General features: G+C 68.8%; 17 protein-coding genes. 8 read left to right on the top strand and 9 right to left on the bottom strand.

Annotated elements, in window-relative coordinates; all coding sequences use genetic code 11:
- Window positions 1–385 precede the first annotated feature (385 nt).
- Complete coding sequence (locus ACZ69M_RS24865; protein WP_470052964.1) at window positions 386–508, bottom strand: hypothetical protein; 123 nt, start codon at window positions 506–508, stop codon at window positions 386–388.
- Between ACZ69M_RS24865 and ACZ69M_RS24860 the strand changes: the two genes are divergently transcribed.
- The 3 genes from ACZ69M_RS24860 (at window position 509) to ACZ69M_RS24850 (ending at window position 3,947) form a co-directional block, all read left to right on the top strand.
- Window positions 509–1,939, top strand: a complete 1,431-nt coding sequence (locus tag ACZ69M_RS24860; RefSeq protein ID WP_470052962.1) for a family 2B encapsulin nanocompartment shell protein — start codon at window positions 509–511, stop codon at window positions 1,937–1,939.
- A complete protein-coding gene (locus tag ACZ69M_RS24855) occupies window positions 1,936–2,994 on the top strand; it encodes a family 2 encapsulin nanocompartment cargo protein terpene cyclase (RefSeq protein ID WP_470052960.1) in 1,059 nt (352 codons plus the stop codon). The genes ACZ69M_RS24860 and ACZ69M_RS24855 overlap by 4 nt, the downstream gene beginning before the upstream one ends.
- Window positions 2,995–3,077: 83 nt before the next feature.
- Window positions 3,078–3,947: a geranyl diphosphate 2-C-methyltransferase gene (locus ACZ69M_RS24850; RefSeq protein ID WP_470053197.1), complete on the top strand. Its 870-nt coding sequence runs from the start codon at window positions 3,078–3,080 to the stop codon at window positions 3,945–3,947.
- Window positions 3,948–4,303: 356 nt separating this feature from the next.
- Here ACZ69M_RS24850 and ACZ69M_RS24845 read toward each other — a convergent pair whose 3' ends face one another.
- The 3 genes from ACZ69M_RS24845 to ACZ69M_RS24835 all read right to left on the bottom strand — a co-directional run bounded on the left by ACZ69M_RS24845 (window position 4,304) and on the right by ACZ69M_RS24835 (window position 8,732).
- Complete coding sequence (locus ACZ69M_RS24845) at window positions 4,304–6,394, bottom strand: FUSC family protein (RefSeq protein ID WP_470052958.1); 2,091 nt, start codon at window positions 6,392–6,394, stop codon at window positions 4,304–4,306.
- A gap of 318 nt (window positions 6,395–6,712) precedes the next feature.
- Window positions 6,713–7,927 carry a carbohydrate-binding protein gene (locus ACZ69M_RS24840; RefSeq protein ID WP_470052956.1) on the bottom strand — a complete coding sequence of 405 codons (1,215 nt, stop codon included), beginning with the start codon at window positions 7,925–7,927 and terminating at the stop codon, window positions 6,713–6,715.
- A gap of 199 nt (window positions 7,928–8,126) precedes the next feature.
- The gene (locus ACZ69M_RS24835) at window positions 8,127–8,732 is read right to left on the bottom strand and encodes a DUF3159 domain-containing protein (RefSeq protein ID WP_470052954.1); all 606 of its coding nucleotides are present in this window, start codon (window positions 8,730–8,732) and stop codon (window positions 8,127–8,129) included.
- A gap of 646 nt (window positions 8,733–9,378) precedes the next feature.
- On the opposite strand from ACZ69M_RS24835, the gene ACZ69M_RS24830 reads away from it, so the two are divergent.
- A complete protein-coding gene (locus ACZ69M_RS24830; protein ID WP_470052952.1) occupies window positions 9,379–12,270 on the top strand; it encodes an AfsR/SARP family transcriptional regulator in 2,892 nt (963 codons plus the stop codon).
- On the opposite strand, the gene ACZ69M_RS24825 is transcribed toward ACZ69M_RS24830, so the two are convergent.
- Window positions 12,170–12,787 (bottom strand): hypothetical protein, encoded by a 618-nt coding sequence (locus tag ACZ69M_RS24825; RefSeq protein WP_470052950.1) that lies wholly within the window; start codon window positions 12,785–12,787, stop codon window positions 12,170–12,172. The genes ACZ69M_RS24830 and ACZ69M_RS24825 overlap by 101 nt on opposite strands.
- Before the next feature lie 421 nt (window positions 12,788–13,208).
- Between ACZ69M_RS24825 and ACZ69M_RS24820 the strand changes: the two genes are divergently transcribed.
- Entirely contained in the window at window positions 13,209–13,607 is a 399-nt protein-coding gene (locus ACZ69M_RS24820) for a DUF6234 family protein (RefSeq protein WP_470052948.1), read from the top strand.
- A 606-nt stretch (window positions 13,608–14,213) separates the two neighbouring features.
- Window positions 14,214–15,971 carry a multicopper oxidase family protein gene (locus ACZ69M_RS24815; protein ID WP_470052946.1) on the top strand — a complete coding sequence of 586 codons (1,758 nt, stop codon included), beginning with the start codon at window positions 14,214–14,216 and terminating at the stop codon, window positions 15,969–15,971.
- A 147-nt stretch (window positions 15,972–16,118) separates the two neighbouring features.
- Here ACZ69M_RS24815 and ACZ69M_RS24810 read toward each other — a convergent pair whose 3' ends face one another.
- Together ACZ69M_RS24810 and ACZ69M_RS24805 are read right to left on the bottom strand one after the other, a co-directional pair.
- Window positions 16,119–16,940 carry an alpha/beta fold hydrolase gene (locus tag ACZ69M_RS24810; protein ID WP_470052944.1) on the bottom strand — a complete coding sequence of 274 codons (822 nt, stop codon included), beginning with the start codon at window positions 16,938–16,940 and terminating at the stop codon, window positions 16,119–16,121.
- 33 nt (window positions 16,941–16,973) lie between these two features.
- The gene (locus ACZ69M_RS24805; RefSeq protein WP_470053195.1) at window positions 16,974–17,639 is read right to left on the bottom strand and encodes a DUF4097 family beta strand repeat-containing protein; all 666 of its coding nucleotides are present in this window, start codon (window positions 17,637–17,639) and stop codon (window positions 16,974–16,976) included.
- 239 nt (window positions 17,640–17,878) lie between these two features.
- Between ACZ69M_RS24805 and ACZ69M_RS24800 the strand changes: the two genes are divergently transcribed.
- Entirely contained in the window at window positions 17,879–18,634 is a 756-nt protein-coding gene (locus ACZ69M_RS24800; protein ID WP_470052942.1) for a helix-turn-helix domain-containing protein, read from the top strand.
- 136 nt (window positions 18,635–18,770) lie between these two features.
- Here ACZ69M_RS24800 and ACZ69M_RS24795 read toward each other — a convergent pair whose 3' ends face one another.
- A complete protein-coding gene (locus ACZ69M_RS24795) occupies window positions 18,771–19,937 on the bottom strand; it encodes an MBL fold metallo-hydrolase (protein WP_470052940.1) in 1,167 nt (388 codons plus the stop codon).
- A gap of 172 nt (window positions 19,938–20,109) precedes the next feature.
- Here ACZ69M_RS24795 and ACZ69M_RS24790 point away from each other — a divergent pair, with 172 nt between their 5' ends.
- On the top strand, window positions 20,110–20,484 hold the full coding sequence (locus ACZ69M_RS24790) for a winged helix DNA-binding protein (RefSeq protein ID WP_470052938.1): 375 nt from the start codon (window positions 20,110–20,112) through the stop codon (window positions 20,482–20,484).
- 50 nt (window positions 20,485–20,534) lie between these two features.
- Here the strand turns inward: ACZ69M_RS24790 and ACZ69M_RS24785 are convergent, their stop codons facing one another.
- A complete protein-coding gene (locus tag ACZ69M_RS24785; RefSeq protein WP_470052936.1) occupies window positions 20,535–21,284 on the bottom strand; it encodes an SDR family NAD(P)-dependent oxidoreductase in 750 nt (249 codons plus the stop codon).
- Between the last annotated feature and the right edge of the window lie 108 nt (window positions 21,285–21,392).

Here is a 21,392-nt window from a genome sequence, read left to right as displayed (position 1 = left end):
CAGATGGTAGCCCGACGCTCTTTTGATCGTTCGAGCGGGGCCACCTGATCAAGAGGAACGCCCAGCTGAGACGCTCGTACGCCCTCGCGCCGGTGGCGTGGGTCCCGGCGACCGGCGTGCGAGCGCGCCCTCATGGCCGGTCTGCCTCGCGCAATGAATGCCCACTTCGAGGGCACTAATGCGCCCCTTTCACGCGGTTCCGACCGCCACCGGTGACTGTTTCGCTTGACATGGGGCGCGCGCTGCCCAACTGCCCGGGCCGTCACGAGGTTGCTGTCCTGGCGCCCGCCTCCCCGGAATCCGTCTTCGACCCCCACCGCCTCCGTGAACCCACGCCGCACGGCTTCCGACGCGTCGCCGGGCGCCCCTTCGACACGGGTTCAGGTCAGACGTCGTCCATGGCCGGGCGGTAGGAGCCCCTGCCCGAGACGTACGGCGTCGACGCCCCGCCCTGTTCGCTGATCTTCGTGCGTATCCACCCACGCCCGCTCACGTATCGGGAGGACATGTGACAGTCCCGGAAAGCTCCCCAGACAGCGCCGCCGGGCCCACCGCCGACGGACCACGGTCCACCAGTCTCAGCACCGACGCGGCACGTCAGCTCGCCACCACCACCAAGTCCGAACCTCAGATGCAGGCCATCACCTCGCGATGGCTGCTCAAGATGCTGCCTTGGGTGGACGTCAAGGGCGGCGCCTACCGGGTGAACCGGCGACTCCAACTCCGCGTCGGCCGGGGCCGGGTGCAGTTCGAGCAGAACGGCGCGGACGACATCAGGGTCATTCCCGAGACACTGACCGAGCTGCCCGCCCTGCGCGGCTACTCCGACACCGCGGCCCTCCAGGAGATCTCCTCACGGTTCAGGGTGCGTGAGGTGCGTACGGGCCAGGTCCTCTTCGACGCCGGGCAGCCCGTCACCGAGGCCTATCTCGTCGTCCACGGCCGGTTCACCCGCTACACCACCGGCAAGTACGGCGAGCAGGAGGTCACCGGAGTCATCTCGGACGGCGACGGAATGGGGGACGAGGCCATCGGCCAGGCCGACCCGCTGTGGTTCAGCTCGGTACGGGCCGAGACTCCGGGCGTGGTGCTGGCACTCAACTGGGACACGCTCCTGGCGTTCGTGGAGCGCACCCCGTCGCTCGCCGCCCAGCTGGACGCCTTCGCACAGCAGCAGAGCAAGCCCATGAACCGCAAGGGCGAGGCCGACGTACCCGTACAGGCCGGGCACGTGGGCGAACCGGTCCTCGCCGGCGGCTTCGTCGACTACGACCTCGCCCCGCGCGAATACGAGCTGTCCCTGACCCAGACCGTCCTGCGCGTCCACACCAGGGTCGCCGACCTCTACAACCATCCGATGAACCAGACCGAGCAGCAACTCCGCCTGACCATCGAGGAGATCCGCGAACGCCAGGAGTGGGAGCTGGTCAACAACCGCGAGTTCGGGCTGCTGCACAACGTCGACTACGGCCAGCGCGTCAGCACCTTCACCGGTCCCCCCACGCCCGACGATCTCGACGAACTGCTGTCGATGCGCCGCAAGACCCGGCTCTTCCTGGCCCACCCGAAGGCGATAGCGGCCTTCTTCCGGCAGTGCAACCGGCGCGGCCTCGTGCCCGGCACCGTGAACCTCGACGGCCACGAAGTACCGGCGTGGCGCGGCGTTCCGCTCTTGCCGTGCAGCAAGATCCCGATCAGTCCCCACCACACCAGCAGCATCATCGCGCTGCGCACGGGAGAGAAGGACCAGGGAGTCGTCGGCCTGCACCAGACCGGCATCCCGGAGGAGTACGAGCCCGGTCTGAACGTACGGTTCATGGGCATCGACAGCACCGCGATCATGAGCTACCTGGTCACCGCCTACTACGCGATGGCCATCCTCGTACCCGACGCCGCGGGGATCCTGGAGAACGTCCAGGTCGGACGGACCGCGGAATGAGCACCCCATCGGCTTCCGGATCGCCGACGCGACTGCCCGGGCCGCCCCGCCTCGTCCCCGTCGCGCAAGCCCGGCGGAGCGGGGCGATCCCCGGGCTGCGCCACCGGGCCGCCGCCCCCGCGGACCCGGGGAAGGCAGCGGAGGTCGACCGCAGGCTGGAGGCCTGGGTCCGTCGGCTCGACGCGTTCCCCAAAGCGTGGACGGGGGACTTCGCGGGGTTCCAGTTCGGCCGGGCCGTCGTACTCCAGCATCCGGGCGCGGCCGACCTCGAACGTCTCACCGTGGCCGGCAAGTTGCTGCTGGCCGAGAACCTCGTCGACAACTGCTACTGCGAGGAGGACGAGGACAGAGGCGGCTCGTCGCGCGGCCTCGGCGGCAGGCTGATCAGGGCCCAGTCCACGCTCGACCCCTTCCACTCCACTCCCGAACTGGAAGCGCGGTGGCGGCGCGGCGTCCAGGCCGACGGGCCGCTGCGTTCGTATCACGGGGCCCTCAAGGACTACGCCGTCTTCGCCACCCCCAGCCAGACCGACCGGCTGGTGCACGATCTCGCCCGGCTGCACCTGGGCTATCTCGGCGAGGCCGCCTGGGCCGAGATCCGGTACGTGCCACCGGTCTGGGAGTACCTGGTGATGCGGCAGTTCAACAACTTCCGCCCCTGCCTGTCGATCGTCGACGCCGTGGACGGCTACGAGCTGCCCGAGGCCCTCTACGTCCGGCCCGAGATCCAGCGGATCACCGCACTCGCCGGCAACGCCACCACGATCGTCAACGACCTGTACTCCTTCACCAAGGAACTGGCCAACGATCCCAGCCATCTCAATCTGCCTCAGGTCATCGCCGCGAACGAACGGTGCGGGCTGAAGGCCGCCTTTCTGATGGCCGTCGAGATCCACAACCAGGTCATGGAGGCGTTCGAGGAGGAGGCGGCGGCTCTGTCCGCCACCTCACCTCTCGTCGAGCGCTACGCCCGGGGCCTGGCCGCCTGGGTGTCCGGCAACCACGAATGGCACGCCACCAACACCCACCGCTACCACCTGCCGAACTACTGGTAACGCCCTGCCGCCCGGCCCGTCGTCCACCGCGCCACAAGGAGTCACCTTTGCCCATCACCGATGCCGGTACCGCGGCAGCACCGATGCCGACCCAGGCCACCTGCCAGTCGACGTACCAGGCCCGCGTCGCGGACTACTGGAACGCCGAGGAGAACCCGGTCAACCTCGAACTCGGAAAGATCGACGACCTCTACCACCACCACTACGGCATCGGGGACGTCGACTGGTCGGTACTCGACGCGGGCCGGGACGGGGGCGGGGACGACGCTTCCCTGCGCCGTGACCGGATCACCGCCGAACTGCACCGACTGGAACAGGCACAGGCCGACCTCCTCGCCTCCCAGCTCGGCCCTCTCTCCCGCGCCGACCGCGTCTTCGACGCAGGCTGCGGGCGCGGCGGCGGAAGTGTGGTGGCCCATCTGCGGTACGGATGCCACACCGACGGCGTCACGATCTCAAGGAAACAGGCCGACTTCGCCCATGCCCAGGCCCGCAAGCGGAACATCGACGACAAGGTCCGCTACCACCACCGGAACATGCTCGACACCGGCCTGCCCTCCGGCGCGTACGCGGCTTCCTGGAACAACGAGTCCACCATGTACGTGGAACTCGACCTGCTGTTCGCCGAGCACGCACGGCTGCTGCGCCGCGGCGGACGCTACGTGACGATCACCGGCTGCTACAACGACGCCTACGGGCGGGCCTCCCGGGAGGTGTCTCTCATCAACGCCCACTACATCTGCGACATCCACCCACGGTCGGAGTACTTCCGCGCCATGGCCCGCAACCGCCTCGTACCCGTCCACGTCCAGGACCTGACCGCCGACACCATCCCCTACTGGGAACTCCGCAAGCGGGCCGACCACCTGGTCACCGGCATCGAGGAAACGTTCCTGAGCGCCTACGAGAACGGCAGCTTCCAGTACCTGCTCATCGCGGCTGACCGCGTCTGACATCTCCGCCGCGTTGGCGCTCCTACGGATGCGAGGCCGGCCACTTCGCGATCGTCGGTCCGGACTGGAGCGGGACCCGGCGCAGGATCCCCTCGGCCCCTGAAAGACGCTCAACGCCATGCCGGCCGAGAACCCGCCACCGGCTCACCACGCGATCCTGCTCAAACAGTTCGCCGAGGCGTTCACGGTAATGATCGTCACAACATCCTGTCCGCAGGCCGCGCAGCCCACTGCCGGCGGCCGCCCTGGCCGACAGTGGTGGACGCTGCGCGCATGGTGGGCCGGAACACCGCGGGCGCAGGCATCGGAGCATGACCGACCGGACGCGGCCGGGTGCCCCGCCGGGCCCGTCGGGATCAGGCCCTGGGGCCGACGGAGTCTTCGATGCGGGCGAGCTGGTGGTCGATGGCGGTCAGCCACACTTCGAGATCGATGATTGCGGGCAGGGCCGAGTGGTACTCCGGCAGCGGTGGGCCAGGGGGACTCCGGCCGGGCGCGGGGCGTTCGTCGGTGGTGAAGCACGTGGCGATGCGGTCGGCGTCCGTCGTCAGCTCGGCGGCCGTCCCCCGGACCCATGCGCACGCGTCGGGCGGCACATCGGCCAGGGGCGCTTCGAAGCAAGGAAGCCGCTGGGCACCGAGCACCGTGTGGTATGCCACGACGAGCACCCCGTGCCAGTCGGCCTGGGCGCCCTCCCAGGCGGTGGGTGGCTCGCTGCGGAACTGCGCATAGGCGGACTCCGCCAGACGCAGATGCCGCAGCGTCGGCAATGTCGCGGGCGGAGACGGAGCGGTCGACGGGGCCAGCAGCGCCTCGACCGTGGCGGGTACCAGCGTCCCGCACGAGCGCAGCAGCCCCGCCATGGTGCGGTGAACCTCTTTCCGTGCCCCCGCCGGCCAGGCGAGCAGCCCACACAGGAGGCCGATGACACTGCCGGTGACGACATCGACGATGCGGGCTTCCGACAGTCGCCAGCTGGTCGGGGTGATCTGGGCGAAGGCGAGGGTCACCACCAGCGTGAACAGCCCCTGTGCGTAGGCGATTCCGAGCCGCGGGCCCAGAGCGAAGGCGATGAGCATGCCCGGCACGAGCAGTGCGGCGTAGGCGTCCAGGTGCCGGCCTAGGGCGATGAGCAGCGCACCTGCCGCGACCGCCCCCACCAGGTTGCCGATGAGGGCCTGGCGCACGGCCCGCCAGGTGGCGCCGACCGTGGTGCGCCCCAGCGTGAGGACCGCGAGGAGGACCCAGAATCCGTGCGTGAGGTCGAGGGTGCCCGCGACAAGACGGGCGATGGCGAGGCCGCACGCGACCCTTACCGCGTTCTGGAACCACACCGAGCGATGCGTCGCGTTGCCCACGATGCGACGCGCCCACAGCTGCGTCGTGGGCAGGTCGGCGTACCAGAAGAGTTCGCGGGGCCGGAGAGGTGAGGTTGTGCGCCCGGTGGTGGAGACACCCACGGCTGTCACCGCTATCCACGTCGACTCGGCCAGTGTCAGCTCCGCCGCCTGTCGCCGCAGGACGTCGGTGTCCGCACCGGGCTCCCCCGGGTCGGCCGCACGGCGGATCCGTTCCGTCTGGAACTGCCGGATCGCCCTGTCGAGCGCGTCGGCCGTCGATGGCCGCTCACCGGCACGCAGGGCCGCAGCCGTGTCCTCGCACGTCCGCGCGACGCGTGCGCGGAGCGCGGCGGACGATCGATCCGTGCGCGGTGTCGCGCCAGGGGGCGCGGACGTCGTGCTCCGCGACGCCAGCTGGTCCAGGACCCGGCGGACCGCGGCTCCCGCCTGTGCCAGGGCCCGGTCCCGGCGCCCCGGGCCGGTCGGGCGCTCACCTGGGGAAACCCGCGACAGCCGCATCCCCTCGCTGAGATCACGCAGCCTCGCGACGGAGACACGAGCCGGATGGATCGCTGCCGCGGCGGCCGTCTCCAGCGCGTCGGCAAGCACGATCCGGTAGCTCGCGGCAGGTGGACCGGACAGCACGAACACCTGGCACAGGGACAGGAGTACGACGCCCACGGTCCCGCCCGTCAGCCGGGCGCCCAGCGTCTGAGGGGCGTACGGCGGGAAGCAGGCCAGGATGTAGAGGAGTTGGAGCCCGGGGGCGGGACCCGCCGTACGAGGTCCGGCCACCACGGTGAAACTCAGCAGGAATCCGACGATCAGCATGCCGGTCACGGCGGCCGCCGTGCTCACCGCGAGTGCCGTGCCCAGCGCGACGAAAACCACTGCGAACGGCAGGGTCCGCAAGGTGATCCATGCCTGCTGCCGGCCGGTCCCGGGAATGGTGGACAACAGGCCGAGCGCGATCGGTGTGAACAGTGCGTACAGTGCCGCCACGGGTTGGTGAAGGCCGTACAGGAACGCGTAGAAGCCGACGCTCGCCGAGCAGGTGACCTGAATCGACCGTCGTAGGATCGCGGCACCGCCCGGCCCCGGCGTCATGCGTGCTCGCCGCCCGCACCGGTACGTGCACCGCGAACGGCCCCTGACGGCAATGGCGGCTGTCCGCGCATGGCGACGTTCCTCTCGGCAGGCACCGCGTGTCCTCGACGACCGGGCCTCTGCCCATTTTCGCCCCTCTGAAGGGCCGGCGCACATGGTGGCGGCCCTGATCGGCGCGCGGGCACGCACCAGGCACTGGGCTCCGGGCCGCGCGACTTCCGGTGGGCGGGGCACCTCACGGGCCCCGCCGAACCGGTCCGGCAGACCTCAGGCGGTCGGATCGTCAGGCGGTCCGATGGTCGTCAGACGGTCAGATCGTCAGCAGGCACCCTCGTCCTGCCAGACGCCCCAGTCGGAGGCGACGGGTGTCTCGTTCTGAGTCCACCACTTGGCCTTCCAGTTGTGGCTGTTGTACGACACCTCGTTGCCGACGGTGTAGACCGCGGTCGAGCTCCAGGCCGGCTTGCACCCGGTACCCGGGGGCGTGGGCGTCGGCGTCGGGGTGGGAGTCGAGGTGGGCGGCGTGGCCCCGGCGAACTTCACCGAGTACTTGGCGAAGTCCCAGGAGTTCTGCGCCACGCTGGAGCAGGTGCCCGAGGTCCGGCCACCGTTGTCGGCCGGGGTGCACTGACGGTCGCGGTTGAGGGACCAGAACGTGAAGCGGTCCATGTTGTGGCTGGTGGCGTAGTCCAGCACGGTCTGGAAGTCGGTCTGCGTGAAGAACTCGCCGGCGTCGCTGCGCCCGTTCATCCCGGAGAAGCCCTCGTGGGCGTAGGCGGTCGCCTGGTCCCATCCGAAGGTGGACTGCAGGATCTGGTTGAAGTTGGTCAGCGCGCTGGTCTGCGACGCGGCGCCGTTGAAGCCGCCGTCGAACGGCATGATGGAGAAGTTGTTCGGGGTGAAGCCCTGTGACTTCGCCTCCAGCAGCATCTGCTTGCCGAACCAGCCGGTGCCGTCAGCGGTACCGGCGGTGGTGACGGAGACGTAGAGTCCGGGGTTGTTCTGCTGGAGGATCTTCGCGGCGCCGATCTCGTTCTTGATGGCCGCCGTGTTCTCGTACTCCGGCTCTTCGAGGTCGAAGTCGATGGCGTGCAGACCGTACTTGGTGACGACCTGCTGGTACGCCGCCGCCGTGGCAGCCGCGTCCGAGCACACCTGGCCGAGCTTGGTGCCGCCGTACCCGCCGATGGAGACGGAGACGTCGCCGCCCTTGGCACGGACGGTGTTGACGACCGACTGCACGGCGGTGTCCGAGGAGACCGCGGCCGTACCGCCCCATGTGGGGCTGCAGCCGCCGCCGTTGGGGGCGAGGACGAAGGCGAGCTGGAACGCCTTGAGGCCGGTGGCATCCATGATGGTGGCCGGGTCCGGCGGGTCGTTGTCGAGCGGCATCAGGTAGGGAGCCGCGGCGTACCAGCGGTTGCTGAGTGCGGAGGTCGCGCCGGAAGCGCTGCCCGCGACCAGTGCGGTCGTGCCCGCTGCGGCGAGTCCAACGGCGGCTGCCGCGCCCAGACATGCGCGAAGACGTCTCACTGCGTGCCTCCAGGAGGTGGGGGAGAGTCGCCCCAGCTTCCTGTAGGTGTTACGTGCATGCCAATAGATTGGCCTAGACCAAATAACTCTTGGACTAGACCATACGATTGCTTTACCTCTCCCCCGCTACGGGAGGAACCGAACGCGGAGAGACATCACGGTCGACGCACACGAACTGCGGAACGTGGCCTCCGCCGGGTCAGCCCCGCGCCTGCGCCCTGACATGTGCCGGGTACCACTTCGTGAAGCGGATCGCTGCGACCAGCAAGGCGATCGGGATGACCCAGTTGAGCCAGTCCGACCCCGACGTCACATGCAGTGCGAGCAGCCCCAGCAGGGCCGTGACCAGGAACACCCCACCCCATACCGCCGTCAGGATCCTGTTGGTGCGCCGGAACAAGGGTGTGTCCCAGTACTGGCGGGGCACCGACTCACGTGCGTACTGCTCGGTGAACGGCGTGAAGGCGAGGGAACCGAGTGCCACGACGGCGATCACCCCGTTGGCCAACGTCTGCGCGTAGGTCTCCAGCCACATCAGATCCTGACGGTCCACCGCGAGCCCGAGTACGAAGATGACGGCGAAGAACACCAGACTCGCCGCCTCCAGAATCTTGAAGCTCCCGCGCCGCAGGTCGGGCACATTGAACACCAGGGCCGCGATGAGCGCTGCCAGTGCGGCGTACTTCCACGTACTGGGGCTCGCCACCACGTCGAAGATGATCCAGGGGGCGAAACCCAGGAAGACACTGTTGGTGCTCGGGGCTTCGCCGCTGGACACAGCGGCCTGCGCATCGGCCGCCGGCATTCCGGACGGCGTCATTCTGGACGGCGGAGACTCGCCGCTCCCCGTCGCTCCGAGTCCTCGATTCGCATCGGGTTGAGCCATCGGACACCTCCGCGGACGGCGCCTCCATGTCGGAAACCGAGAGCGCGAGGAAACCCCCGGCCGGGCGCTGAGGCGAGGACCCCTGCTTCTCATGCTGCGACCGCCCCCACCCCGCCGCATCCGCTGCGGAAGTCCCCCGGTGTCGCTGACCTGGTCGATCACCGGACCTGATGGCACAGTGCGGCGCGGCCCCACCGTCGTGGCCGGGTGCTCGACTACGTGCAGTGGCCCAGGTTGCCACTCGGTGACTCCGAAAGGTCGGGATCGGGCCGAGCGGCCGACACGGAGAGCGGCAGTGGTCTGGCACGAGCCGTGATCGATCCGGCCGCCGGGACCGTGCGGCGCAGACTGCTCGACGACTGGCACATGGAGTTCCCCCGCGCCGACGGCGCCCACCCCTGGTGCGGAACTCCTCTCGGGCGAATTCGACGCGTTGCACTGGGCGGAATTCGGCTGATGCCGGAGGCCTCCTGGACACTGCCTTACGCCGGTCGTCCTGCACGTAGGCGGCCGAGCGGCGTGACGTAGGGTGAGCGTCGGGGTGGAAGACCAAAGGGGGCATGAGGTGGCGCCGGATCCGGTGCGGTTCGCGGTACTCGGACCGGTTCGGGTCTGGCGGGCGGGGACGGAGCTGCACCTCGCACGTCCACAGGAAAGGGCGCTACTGGCACTGCTGTTGGTACGGGCAGGTCAGCCGGTCTCCGTGAGTGAGATCGTCGACGTCCTGTGGGGCGGGCGTCCGCCGGACACCGCGGTCAATGTGGTCCACCGGCATGTCGGGGCGCTGCGCCGCCTGTTGGAGCCCGGCCTTCCCACCCGGGCGACGGGCCGGTGGCTGCTCCGGGACACGGGCGGATACCGACTGGTGGCCGACAGTGACTCTCTGGACCTGTTGCGCTTCCGTGCGCTGCGGGTCGAGGCCCGGCGGGCCGCCTCGGACGGAGCACCCGAACGGGCCGTGGACCTCCTCACCGAGGCGCTGTCGCTGTGGCAGGGCCCGACGACGCACGGGATCCCCGTGAAGGCGCGCGCACACGCGGCGTTCGTCTCACTGGAGGGCGAGCGCCTCGCGACCGTGAAGGAGGCCGCCGATGTCGCGCTGCGCGCGAACCTGCCGGGTGCGGTCCTCCCCCGGCTCCGGGAGGCCGCTGCCGACAGCCCGTTGGACGAGCCGTTGATGGCCAGGCTGATTCTCGCTCTTTCGGCCACCGGTCGACGACCCGAGGCGCTCAGCGCGTACCTCACCGTGTCGAACCGTCTCGCCGACGAGTTGGGCATCGATCCTGGACCGGAGCTGCGCGACGCGGCATCCACGGCGGCCGGGCCCGCAGCCGACGCCTCCGAGGCGCGCACCGCCAAGGGTCCAGCGGCCTCGGACCTCGTCGGTCCGCGAGCGGTCTCCCTGCCCGTGCCCGCGCAACTGCCGCTCGATCTACCGACGTTCACCGGTCGGCGGGCCGAACTGGCCGAGGTCCTCGGACCGCTGTCGAGCGAGGGGCGGCCCGCCGAAACAGTGGTGATCAGTGCCATCGGCGGAATGGCCGGAATCGGCAAGACCACACTCGCCGTGCACTGGGCCCATCGGGTCGCGGATCGCTATCCCGACGGGCAGCTCTACGTCAATCTGCGGGGCTTCGACCCCTCGGGGGCCGTCATGCGTCCCGACGAAGCGGTCCGCGGTTTTCTGGACACGCTGGGGGTACCGCCGGAACGCGTCCCGCACGGTCTGGACGCCCAGGCCGCGCTCTACCGCAGCCTGCTGGCCGGACGCCGGTTCCTCGTCCTGCTGGACAACGCGCGGGATTCCGATCACGTGCGGCCGCTGCTGCCCGGCACGCCCGGCTGCCTCACGATCGTCACCAGCCGCAACCAGCTCTCCGGTCTGGTGGCCGCTCATGGGGCCCAGTCCCTCACCCTGCGTCCGCTCGGCACCGACGAGGGACGGGAGCTCCTCATCCGCCGCCTGGGGGCCGAGCGGGTCTCCGCCGAGCGGGCGGCGGCGGCGGACATCACCGCACTGTGCGCCGGGCTGCCGCTGGCCCTGGCCTGCGTCGCCGCCCGCGCGGCCACCCACCCGCACTTCTCGCTGTCGGCCGTCGCCGCCGAGCTGCGCGAGGCCCATGGCAGTCTCGACGCCTTCATCGAGGCCGACACGTCGGCCGATGTCGGCGCGGTCTTCTCCTGGTCCTCCCGCGCGCTCTCCACCGCCGCCGCCCGCCTCTTCCGACTGCTCGGACTGCATCCCGGACCTGATGTCACCGCGCCGGCCGCGGCCGCTCTGGCCGGGCTCGCGGAACGGGAGGCGCGGCTGCTGCTGACCGAGCTCTCCCGCGTGCACCTCATCAACGAGCACGCCCCCGGCCGGTACGCCTTCCACGACCTGCTCCGCGCCTACGCCGCCGAACTGGCGCACACCCAGCACAGCGAGGCCGAGTGCCGGGCGGCCGTGAACCAGCTGTTCGAGCACTATCTGTACACGGCGCACGCCGCCGGTCGGCTGATCGCACCGTACGTGGACACCATGCCGCTCCCGCCTGTCCCCGAGGGGACTCTCCCCGAACCACTCGCCGACGACGAGTCGGCCCTGGCCTGGCTCACGGCCGAGTACGCGGTGCTGCTCGCCGTCATCGACGCCGCCACGAGCTCCGGTTCGGACCGCCTTGTCTGCCTGCTCGTCTCGTCCCTTGAGCGGTTCTTCGACCGGCAGGGGCACTGGCACGACTGGGCGGCCGCCCAACGGACCGCCCTCGACGCCGCGCTGCGGCTGGCCGACCCCGTCGTGGAAGCTCACGGCCTGCTCGGACTGGCCCGGGTGGCGGGCCGACTGGGCCTGCGCGACGAAGCCGGTGCCCACCTCGACCGTGTCCTGGAACTCTTCACCGAACTCGGCGACGACGTCGGACGGGCCTACGTCCACCTGAGCCTCGGCTGGGAGGCCGAGCAGCACGGTGACCTCCCCGGCGCCCTCCGGCACGACCAGCTGGCCCTGGATCTCTTCCGGGCCACTGGCCGACAGGCCGCGCAGGCAACCGCCCTCAACGCGGTCGGCTGGGACCACGCGACGCTCGGGGATCACCAACAGGCCCTCAGCCACTGCCTCGAGGCCTTGACCATTCAACGGGATCTCGGAGACCACATCGGCCAGGCCGCCACCTGGGACAGCGTCGCCTACGCCCACCATAATCTCGGCGACCATCCGCAGGCCCTCACCAGTTACCGCAACGCGCTCACCATCTTCCGGGACCTGGGCGTGCCGTCCGAGGAGGCGGGAACCCTCGTCCGCATCGGTGACACGCACCGTGCGACAGGCGACCACGAGGCCGCCCGAGCCGCCTGGCACAGCGCCCTCACCCTCTTCACCGAGCTCGCCCACCCCGACGCCGAGAGGGTCCGTGCCCGGCTGGGTCAACTGGGCGCACCGCTCGGTGACGCGTGCTGTCCGCCGCCCATTCGGTGAGCGCCCACACCCGGCCCGTACTCCACCAGTAGGACGTGCTCTTGGTGTGCCGGCCCCAGCAGGCGTACGTGATGTCCTGCCCGCAGTTGGCTGCCGCCGTGGCTCCGCTGGTGTTCTGCCGCCACAGGATGCCGTGCCGGCCGACGCCGCCGCGCACGTCGTCGACGTAGAAGTTCGGCGTGCCACCGTCGGTGGCGCTGCGCGACAGCACGCCCTGCCGCCCGACGGCGTTCGTCTCGTACGCCTTCGAGGCGTTCACATGGTTGCTGCTGTCCGTGGCGAGGTAGCCGGGCTCGGAGCCGTCCGCCGACCATCCGCCACTCACCTTGCCGACCGCGGAACTGTTGACGGTGGCCTGGAGGATGCGCTTCATGTCGAAGATGTACATCACGTTGTCGTCGGAGTCCTGCTCCCATGAGGTGACGATCAGCTTGTCCTGGTACCAGACCATGCCGCCCATGTGGGACTTGAGCGCGCGGTAGCCGGTGCCGCCGTTGAGCGGAATGACCGGCAGCACCCAGCGGTACTTGAAGTTGTTCGGGTCGAGAGAGTCCGTCGGGATCCGGTGCTCGACCAGTTGGAGCTTCGACAGTTCCGAGGGCGAGGTGATCGTGGTCGGCTTGTGATCTTCACCAGACAGATGCCACAGCGTTGTTGACCACGGACCTCGGTGCTCGAGGACGGAACTTGACCGCCCGTCAGGTCACGTCCCCGCGTCGGCGTCGGCCGCTGCCATAGAGGCCACGGAGACACGAAGCCGGCCACAACCCGAGCCCAGGACCTGCAGCTCGAACCACTGCCCGCAGGCCAGTTCCAGCAGGCCCTGATGGAGAGCGGACCGGCGTTCGCTCCACAACCCCATCGGATCCGGGCCCGCGGGACCGGAGTTGAGTACGGGTACTCATGTGCGTCACCACCAGCCGCGGCACGCTGCAGCCATGACCGACACCCTTCCAGCCCCGGAACGCCGACGCCCCTGGTCGCACCCAACACGCCTGGGCGTGGACCTCGCGCTCGCGATCCCGCTGTTCCTCTTGGAGACCGCGTGGCTGGTGCTGGACTGGATATATGGCTACGGCCTGGAGGTATGGGCAGCGCAAGGCGACCAAGCACAGATCGACGCGGCCGGCCTCGCGCACATGGGGCGGGTACGGGTGCTGCTGATCGCCGTACTCATTCTGGCAGTTCTCGCGGCAATCTTTCGTGCCCGCTGGACGGTGATCGCGCACCTGCTGGTGGCCCTCCTGGCAGGCGGATCGCTGACGGCCGCGCAGCACGAGTGGGACCACAGCCACACCCCGCCACCCGGATGCATCCGCTACAGCGCGAACTGCTGAGACCGCCGGGCGCGCATCAAGCCGTGTTGTCGCCTCTTGACGTCGCCAGGCCAGTGCCGACGACCTGTGGAGGGAGCGCTCATCCACGACCCACTCATCCGGCTCCACGACCCGCCGGGTGGTCGAGCACTTCAACTCGCATGCAGCAACATGCGCTTGAGGCGACTCCGAAACTCATTCTGAAACGATCAGTTGGCCCCATGGTCCGCCGCGCAGCAGAATGGGGCGCACCAGAAGAATGGTGCATGTATTCAAATGGCGTATGCATTCAGACTTGCGGTAATAGTTTGATTTCAACCTCGACGCCTTCCGATTTACGGCTGAGATCGGCTCAATGAGTGGCTCTCTCCGAACGGACTGGCGCGCTGCGGTTACGCTCCGAATCAACCCCTGTATTCCTTGTGCGCTACGTGAGGCGACGGAAGGACAGGGACGATGATTGAGCGAAGGAAATTCCTCACGGCCAGTGGTCTGGGGGCTGCGGCCATGTTTCCAGGGGGTGTTCTGGGACTGCGGGCGTATTCCGCGACGGCTCACCCGCCGGCAGGGTGTGAGGACCCCGCGGGGACGCCGAACACCCCTCAGCTGAAGAGGTTCGTCGACCCGTTGCCCAGGCCGCTGACAGCCATCTCGGATCCCTCCGTCTATCCGGGCGCCGACTACTACGAGTTCACGATGCGGCAGGGCTCGTGGCGCTTCCACCGGGATCTCGCGCCGTCACCCGTGTGGGGCTACTGGGCCACGAACCCGCACGACCCTCACAAGCCGATCGGCATGGGCTATCTCGGGGCTACCATCAGCACGACCAGGGACCACCCGACGGTCGTCAAGTGGCGCAACGAACTGCCGACCACCCACATGTTCCAGAAGGTGATCGACCAGATTCGCCGCAAGAACCCCCTGGTCGCCCCGGTCCCTCCGCCTCCCTACAAGTACGTCAAGCAGTTCCCCGACGACATCAACGTGTGGAACGTCGTACACCAGCACGGCGGTTACACAGCGCCACAGTCCGACGGCCTGCCGGAGCAGTCGTACAGCCCGAAGGGCTTCCATGCCGAGGGCTACACCACCCTGGACCCGCGCCGGGCCAAACCCAACGAAGCGATCTACGGCTACACCAACCACGACCATTCGTGCATGCTCTGGTATCACGATCACGCCATGGGGATGAGCGCTCTCAACGTCTATGCGGGCCTTGCGGGCCTCTACCTCATTCGTGACCCCGCCGACGAGCGGCTCGGGCTGCCGCAAGGCGAATTCGAGGTCCCCCTCATCCTGCAGGACCGGACCTTCAACCGGGACGGCTCGCTCGCCTACACCATGCTGGACAGGGAAGGCGAGGACACCCCGGTCGTCAACGGGAAGGCATACCCTTTCCTGGAGGTCGAGCCGCGACGCTACCGGCTGCGCCTTCTCAACGCTTCGAACGAGCGTTTCTGGCGGCTGAGGTTCGACGTTCCCAGAAACGTACTGCCCGAGCCCCAGCTGCCGTTCTGGCTGATCGGCACAGACGGCGGCTTCCGTACCCCGTTGCACATGCTGGACTTCCTGATCAGCCCGGCCGAGCGCTACGACCTGATCGTCGACTTCAGTCACGTGAAGGGCAAGATGGTCACATTGACGAACTACCCAGGAACGCAGGTCCACTTCCCCGGCTTCCCCGGCTGCGGACCGGAAATCGCAGACATCATGCGATTCCACGTCACCAAGCCATTGTCCGGACGGGACAGGACGACGCCGCCCGAGAAGCTCAAGCTGCGGGCGGTCGCACCCATCAAGCCGAGACCGCACACCCGTCGGCGGGAATGGGTCGTGTACCAGCACCAGCTCTACAGGACGATGACGCTCAACGCGGTGCCCTACATGGAGCCGTCCCAGGACTTCATCGAGGAGGGCTCGACCGAGATCTGGGAGTACATCAATCCCAACCACGACGCCCACCCGATGCATGTCCACCTCGTCAACTTCCAGGTGCTGAACCGGCAGCCGATCGACGCGGCCGCCTACCAGACGGATTACGACAAGTGGATCTACGGTGGCCGCAAACCACAGGACCACCCGGTGTTGGCCAACTACTTCACCGGCCCGCCCGTTCCGCCGGACCCGGACGAAACGCTGTCCTACAAGGACACGGTCAAGGCCCCTGCGCAGATGGTGACCAGGATCATCATTGAGGAATTCGTCCCGCCCAAGGATGACATCGCGTCGATTCCGAACAGCGGCGCCGAGCTACCGGCGACGTACATCCACCACTGTCACCTCCTCGAACACGAGGACGACGATCTGATGCGCCCATGGACGATCGTCGGCCCCGACGGCAACCGCCCCGCCGGCGGCCACGGCGGTGGCGGCCACAGCCACTGACGGGATCCGATCGACCCGCGTGTGCCGGTCCGCGCCCAAGGGGCCTGGACCGGCACTGCTGAGGAACAGGCCGAGGCGTACGGGAAGTTCGCCGGCACTTGTCCCCGCGCTTCCCCGACCCCCTCAACGTGCTCGGCCGCTACGGCTTCACCTCGTCCGCCCCGCACGATCGAGGGCGGCGACCTCGCGCACGGCCTCGGCGATGGACGGGAAGTCCTTCTTGAGGATCGCACCGTGGTTGCCTGCGACCTTCGCGCTGATCCGTATGTTCGGGTTGCGGGCGGTCACCGCGTCGAGGCCGGTGCGTATCCGTTCCTGCTCGTCACCGCGGCTTCCGAAGGACGTCCCCGAAGCGACCACGTACCGCACCGGGACGGTGATGTCGTCCAGCACGGGGCCCAGTTCGCGCTCGCGGGAGAGCCTGCCGAGCTCGATGTTGCTGTTCGCCTGCTGCTCGGCGGTCATCCGCGGGGCCAGCCCCGTCGGGCGCAGCAGCGGCAGGAACCAGCCCATCCGCCGGAACAGCTTCCGGATCCGCTGCTCCATGGCCTCGTCGAGCCAGTCGTACGGGAACGCGCCGTCGACCAGGACCGCGCCCAGGGCACGCTCCGGGTTCCGGCCGGCCCAGTGCGCCCCGACGACCGCCCCGTAGGACCAGCCCACCATCAGCGCCCGGTCCACGCCCCTGGCCGCGAGTACGGCATCGACGTCCCGGACGGCTGCCTCGAAGGAATAGTCCGCCGAGCGCTTCGATCTGCCGCGGGCCCGCTCGTCGTAGGTGATGTGCCGCCACCCCGTGCCCAGTTCGGCGATGACCCGCCGCCAGTACCCCTGAGTGGCGAACTGGCCATTGAGGTAGACCACAGGGATACCGGGACCGCCGGTGTCGGTGACGGCCAGGGCCGTATCGTCGACCGACACCATGCCGGTCCACTTCGAACTGATCGAGGAAGTGCTGTTCTTCGTCATGTGTTCCCCCTGGCTGGTTCCGGTTCAGTTCGTTCAGAGGCTGCGGGCGGTGATGTCGCCGCGAGAGGTGGTGGCGCGGATGTCGAGTTCGGCGGTGCCGTCGTTCTTGAGCGCGTTGCTGACACGGCCGTAGCCGGTGCCGGCGTCCAGGGCGGCCGAGACGCCTGCGGCGGCGCCGACCGAGATGTCGCCGGACTCGGTGCGGAGCACGACCGTGCCGCGCACGGCCTCGGTGATCCGGATGTCGCCCCGTGCGGTGCTGATCTCCGCGGAGTCGCCCAGCCGGCCGACCTCGACGTCGCCGTCGATCGCGGTGAGGCGGACACTCGCGGCCTCGTCGATCTTGATCTGGCGGTACGCGCCTTCGAAGGCGACGTCGCCGAGGCGCCCGACGCCGCGGAGCTCGGCGCTCGCGGTCTTGGCCTCGATGCGGGAGCCGGCGGGCAGCTGGACGGTGACCTCCAGGGATCCGGAGGGGCCGAAGAGCTGGTTGTTGGAGGTCGAGGCCGTGATCCGCAGGACGCCGTCGGCGTAGGTGACTTCTGTCTGCTCAGCGGTCTTGGTGTCGCGGCTCTTGGAGGGGTCGGCGGGCAGGACCTCGACGGTGGTGTCGGCGCGGTCCGCGGCGATGAACTGGATGCGTCCGGCGGGGATGTCCAGGACGGCGGAGATCGGGGCGGGGGTGTCGAACTTCTGCATCATGCTCTCCCGTGCTCGCTCGTTGTTTCTGACGTTGGAAACGCTACGTTGCTTTCCATGAACTGACAACGAGCCCGTTGCACACAATTGACATCGATGCAGGTAGATGCCTAGAAACTGTTGCAACAGTCCTGAGAGTAACGCAACGACAATCGCCCCGGTCATTGCAATGGGTGAGACGTGAACGCTACAGTGGAGGGGATCAGAGACCGCCACGAAGGACCACCGAGGAGATTGCGATGCCGGGAGGCAGGCTCACCCAGCAGGAACGCCAGCAGATCGCGCTGGGGCTGGCCGACAGCCTCCCCTACGCCGAGATCGCCCGACGCCTCGACCGCCCGACCTCGACGATCACGCGTGAGGTGATGCGCAACGGCGGCCCCACCGCCTACCGCGCCGACCTGGCCCACCGCGCCACCGAACGCCGCGCCCACCGGCGCAGGCCCACCGCCTCCCGGGGGCCGGAGTCAGCCCCTCAGCCGCACGGACGCGACGCCGAGGCCGTGGCCGAGTACGAGGAGACGCTCACGACCGTCCTCATGGCCTCGGGCATGACCAAGATGACGGCCCGGGTGCTGACCCGCCTGTTCATCACCGACGCGGGCAGCCTCACCGCGTCCCAGCTCGCCCAGCACCTCCAGGTCAGCCCGGCCTCCATCTCCAAAGCGATCGCCTTCCTGGAGAGCCAGAGCCTCGTCCGCCGGGAACGCGACGAACGCCGCCGCGACCGCTACGTCGTCGACGACGAACTCTTCTACCAGGCGACGATCGCCAGCGCCCGAGCCAACGACCAACTCGTCGAAACCGCACGCCAAGGCGTCGCCGTCCTCGGCCCCCACACCCCCGCCGCCACCCGCCTGGAGAACATCGCCCGGTTCCTCGACTTCATCAGCGAAAGCATCACCCGCGCCGCCGAACAGGCCCGCGAAGTGCTCCACACCCGACCCGAAGCAACCTCGAACGCCACCGCCCCATCAGGTCCGGACCACGGATAGACAAACCCTCACGACATGAGATTCCACGGCGGCGGCCGTCCGCGACAGGGGGCGGAAGTCTCCGCGCAAGCGCCCGCGCGGCTCAGGTCGACGCAGGGCCGCGAGACACCGCTCGCGGCCCTGTTGTGCGTCGGAGTTACGGCTGCTGCTGGGCCGGAGCGGGGCGAGCGCCCGCCGGGCGGCGGGCCTTGGTGACGGTCGAGGCTGCGTCGGACGCGGGCGCCGCCACCGTCCGCCACCACGGGGCTTGGGGCAATTCGCCGCCAGGTTCGAAGGGTTGACCCGGTATGGGCAGGGCAACCCGAGCACCTGCTTCAGCAGCGGCCGCGTACGTGCGCTCGGCAGGCTCCTCCCACGGATGCGGGGCCAGGTTGAAGGTGCCCCAGTGGATCGGCAGCAGCACACCGTGCGGCTCGCCTCCGCCCAGGTCGAGATGGGCGCGGAGACCCTCCTCCGGTGTCATGTGGATGTCCGGCCAGAAGTCGCTGTAGGCGCCGATCTGCATCATCACCGCGTCGAACGGACCGTGTACCGCCCCGATTTCGGCGAAGCCGGGAAAGTAACCGGTGTCCCCACTGTGGAAGACCTGGTGCCTGGGACCGGTCGCCACCCAGGATGCCCAGAGCGTACGGCGGTGCAGGGCGCGTCCGCAGAAGTGCCGGGCCGGCGTGGCAGTCAGTGTCAGCCCTGCGACCTGCGTCGACTCGTGCCAGTCCAGTTCCGTGATCCGTTCGGGTGCGACTCCCCAGCGCTCAAGGTGCGCCCCCACGCCCAGCGGGGCCGCGAACTGTGCGCCCGTGCCGACGAGGGCACGAATGGTGGGCATGTCCAGATGGTCGTAGTGGTCGTGGGAGATCACCACCACGTCCACGGGGCCCAGGTCCTCAAGGGGCATCGGGACCGGGTGGAGTCGCCGGGGTCCCGCGAAGCCCACCGGTGAACAACGCTCGCCCCATACCGGGTCGAACAGCAGCCTTGCGCCGTCGATCTCGGTAAGAACGGTGGAGTGCCCCGTCCAGGTCAGTCGCAGACCGGATTCCGGCGCCGCGTCGGGCCCCGTGAGGGCCGGTCGGTGCAGGGGGATCGCCGTGGCCGGCCTGCGACGGACGCGATCGGCGCGGTGAAGGTTCGTCCGGGCCAAGTCGAGCGCGGAGCCGGAAGCCATGGTCAGGGTGGCCGTCGGATTGCGGAAGCTGCCGTCGGCGTACTGAGGAGATGCCTGCATGCGCTCCAGTCGTGCACCGGTGGGGATGCCGCCGAAGGCGGCGGGGCGAAGCAACCGACCGAGGCGCGGCAAAGGCATGAGAGGTCTCCGTAGTGATAGCCGGGTGGGCCGAGGCTGAGGTGAGACGGAAGTCGCTGCCGCCTCGACGAACAGCCCTCGGGTTTTCCGCAGGATCTGCGACCCTGAATGTAGTCACTGGAAACAATGATGTCAACGACAACAATGATGCCAGTGTCTACATCCTCTGGGCATGGCCACGCGGCCCGCCCTCAGGGCACTGCAGGGGCTTTGTGGTCTTGGCGGCGAAGAGCGCCTACGGGTCGGACTGCGGTATCTGTCGCTCGGGTCCGACCTGCGCAGAGTGGTCGACGACGGCATGACGGGCGGCGGTCTTTCCCTTGCCGCGCTGGAGCGTGCGGGACCGGTCGAGCGGACACCGGATCCTCATGACGGGCGCTCCGAGCTGGTGCGCCTCACCCCGGAGGGCGCCAAGGCGCTCGCCGCGGGGACCGCGGCGGGGGAACTGGTGTTGCGGAAGGCCTTCGGAGCGCTGGGCGCCGAGCAGCTGGGTAACTTGGACCAGTTGCTCGACGCCCTCCGGGCGGGCCTGTCGGGAGCCGCTTGACCTGTCGCGATGTGACGGGGTCGAGAGCCCCCGTTCGACGGGCTCCCTCCTCAGACTTGTGCCATGCCGCCGTCGACGCTCAGTTCCATGCCTGCGCAGAAGCTGCTCTCATCGGATGCGAGGAAGACGGCGGCCGCGGCGACCTCCTCGGGACGTCCCATGCGTCCGAGTGGAATGAGGGATGCGAAGGCCTCTCTGATCGCGTCGGCGCCTTCCTTGGAGTCCGCTTGGCCGTCCAAGATCGGGGTGTCGATCGGGCCGGGGCTGAGGACGTTGACCCGGATGCCGCGGCCCTTGAGCTCCTTGGTCCAGGTGCGGGCATAGGAGCGCAAGGCGGCTTTGGTGGCGCTGTAGGTGGTGTATCCCTCGACGCCGATGTGGCCCGCGATCGATCCGACGAGGATGACCGAACCGCCGTCGTTCATCAAGGGCAAGGCCTTCTGAGCGGTGAACAGGGTGCCACGGGCATTGACGTTGAAGGTACGGTCGAAACCCGCTTCGGTGATCTGGCCGAACACCTGCGGATCGACCAGACCCGAGTTGGCGACGACGACGTCGATCTTCCCCTTCTCCTCCGCGACGGTCCGGAAGAGCCGGTCGAGGTCGGCGGAGACGCTGACGTCACCCTGGACGGCCGTGACATTCCTGCCGATCTCGTCTTTCGCCTTGTCCAGTTCGGGCCGGCGCCGTCCGGTGATGAACACGAAGGCACCTTCCTCCACGAACTGTTGTGCGGTGGCAAATCCGATACCGCTACTGCCGCCGGTGACGACGGCGACCTTTCCGTCCAGCCTGTTCATGGCTGTGACCTTTCATGTGTGCGTCGTATCAACTCGGGTGCCCGATCCCCGCACAAGGAACGGGCGGGTTCGGATGGCGGTGCGGCCGCCGTCGACGGCGATGGTCGG

Source organism: Streptomyces sp. NPDC107454, assembly GCF_055582885.1.
The sequence above is the reverse complement of the archived record's forward strand: the minus strand, read 5'-3'. Positions and strand labels throughout refer to the sequence as shown.

What these genes read in the sequence shown, in the direction of transcription:
- ACZ69M_RS24865 (WP_470052964.1), bottom strand. Translation starts at nt 508, where the DNA reads ATGTCCTCCCGATACGTGAGCGGGCGTGGGTGGATACGCACGAAGATC.
- ACZ69M_RS24855 (WP_470052960.1), top strand. Translation starts at nt 1,936, where the DNA reads ATGAGCACCCCATCGGCTTCCGGATCGCCGACGCGACTGCCCGGGCCG.
- ACZ69M_RS24850 (WP_470053197.1), top strand. Translation starts at nt 3,078, where the DNA reads ATGCCGACCCAGGCCACCTGCCAGTCGACGTACCAGGCCCGCGTCGCG.
- ACZ69M_RS24845 (WP_470052958.1), bottom strand. Translation starts at nt 6,394, where the DNA reads ATGACGCCGGGGCCGGGCGGTGCCGCGATCCTACGACGGTCGATTCAG.
- ACZ69M_RS24835 (WP_470052954.1), bottom strand. Translation starts at nt 8,732, where the DNA reads ATGCCGGCGGCCGATGCGCAGGCCGCTGTGTCCAGCGGCGAAGCCCCG.
- ACZ69M_RS24820 (WP_470052948.1), top strand. Translation starts at nt 13,209, where the DNA reads ATGACCGACACCCTTCCAGCCCCGGAACGCCGACGCCCCTGGTCGCAC.
- ACZ69M_RS24810 (WP_470052944.1), bottom strand. Translation starts at nt 16,940, where the DNA reads ATGACGAAGAACAGCACTTCCTCGATCAGTTCGAAGTGGACCGGCATG.
- ACZ69M_RS24805 (WP_470053195.1), bottom strand. Translation starts at nt 17,639, where the DNA reads ATGCAGAAGTTCGACACCCCCGCCCCGATCTCCGCCGTCCTGGACATC.
- ACZ69M_RS24800 (WP_470052942.1), top strand. Translation starts at nt 17,879, where the DNA reads ATGCCGGGAGGCAGGCTCACCCAGCAGGAACGCCAGCAGATCGCGCTG.
- ACZ69M_RS24795 (WP_470052940.1), bottom strand. Translation starts at nt 19,937, where the DNA reads ATGCCTTTGCCGCGCCTCGGTCGGTTGCTTCGCCCCGCCGCCTTCGGC.
- ACZ69M_RS24790 (WP_470052938.1), top strand. Translation starts at nt 20,110, where the DNA reads ATGGCCACGCGGCCCGCCCTCAGGGCACTGCAGGGGCTTTGTGGTCTT.
- ACZ69M_RS24785 (WP_470052936.1), bottom strand. Translation starts at nt 21,284, where the DNA reads ATGAACAGGCTGGACGGAAAGGTCGCCGTCGTCACCGGCGGCAGTAGC.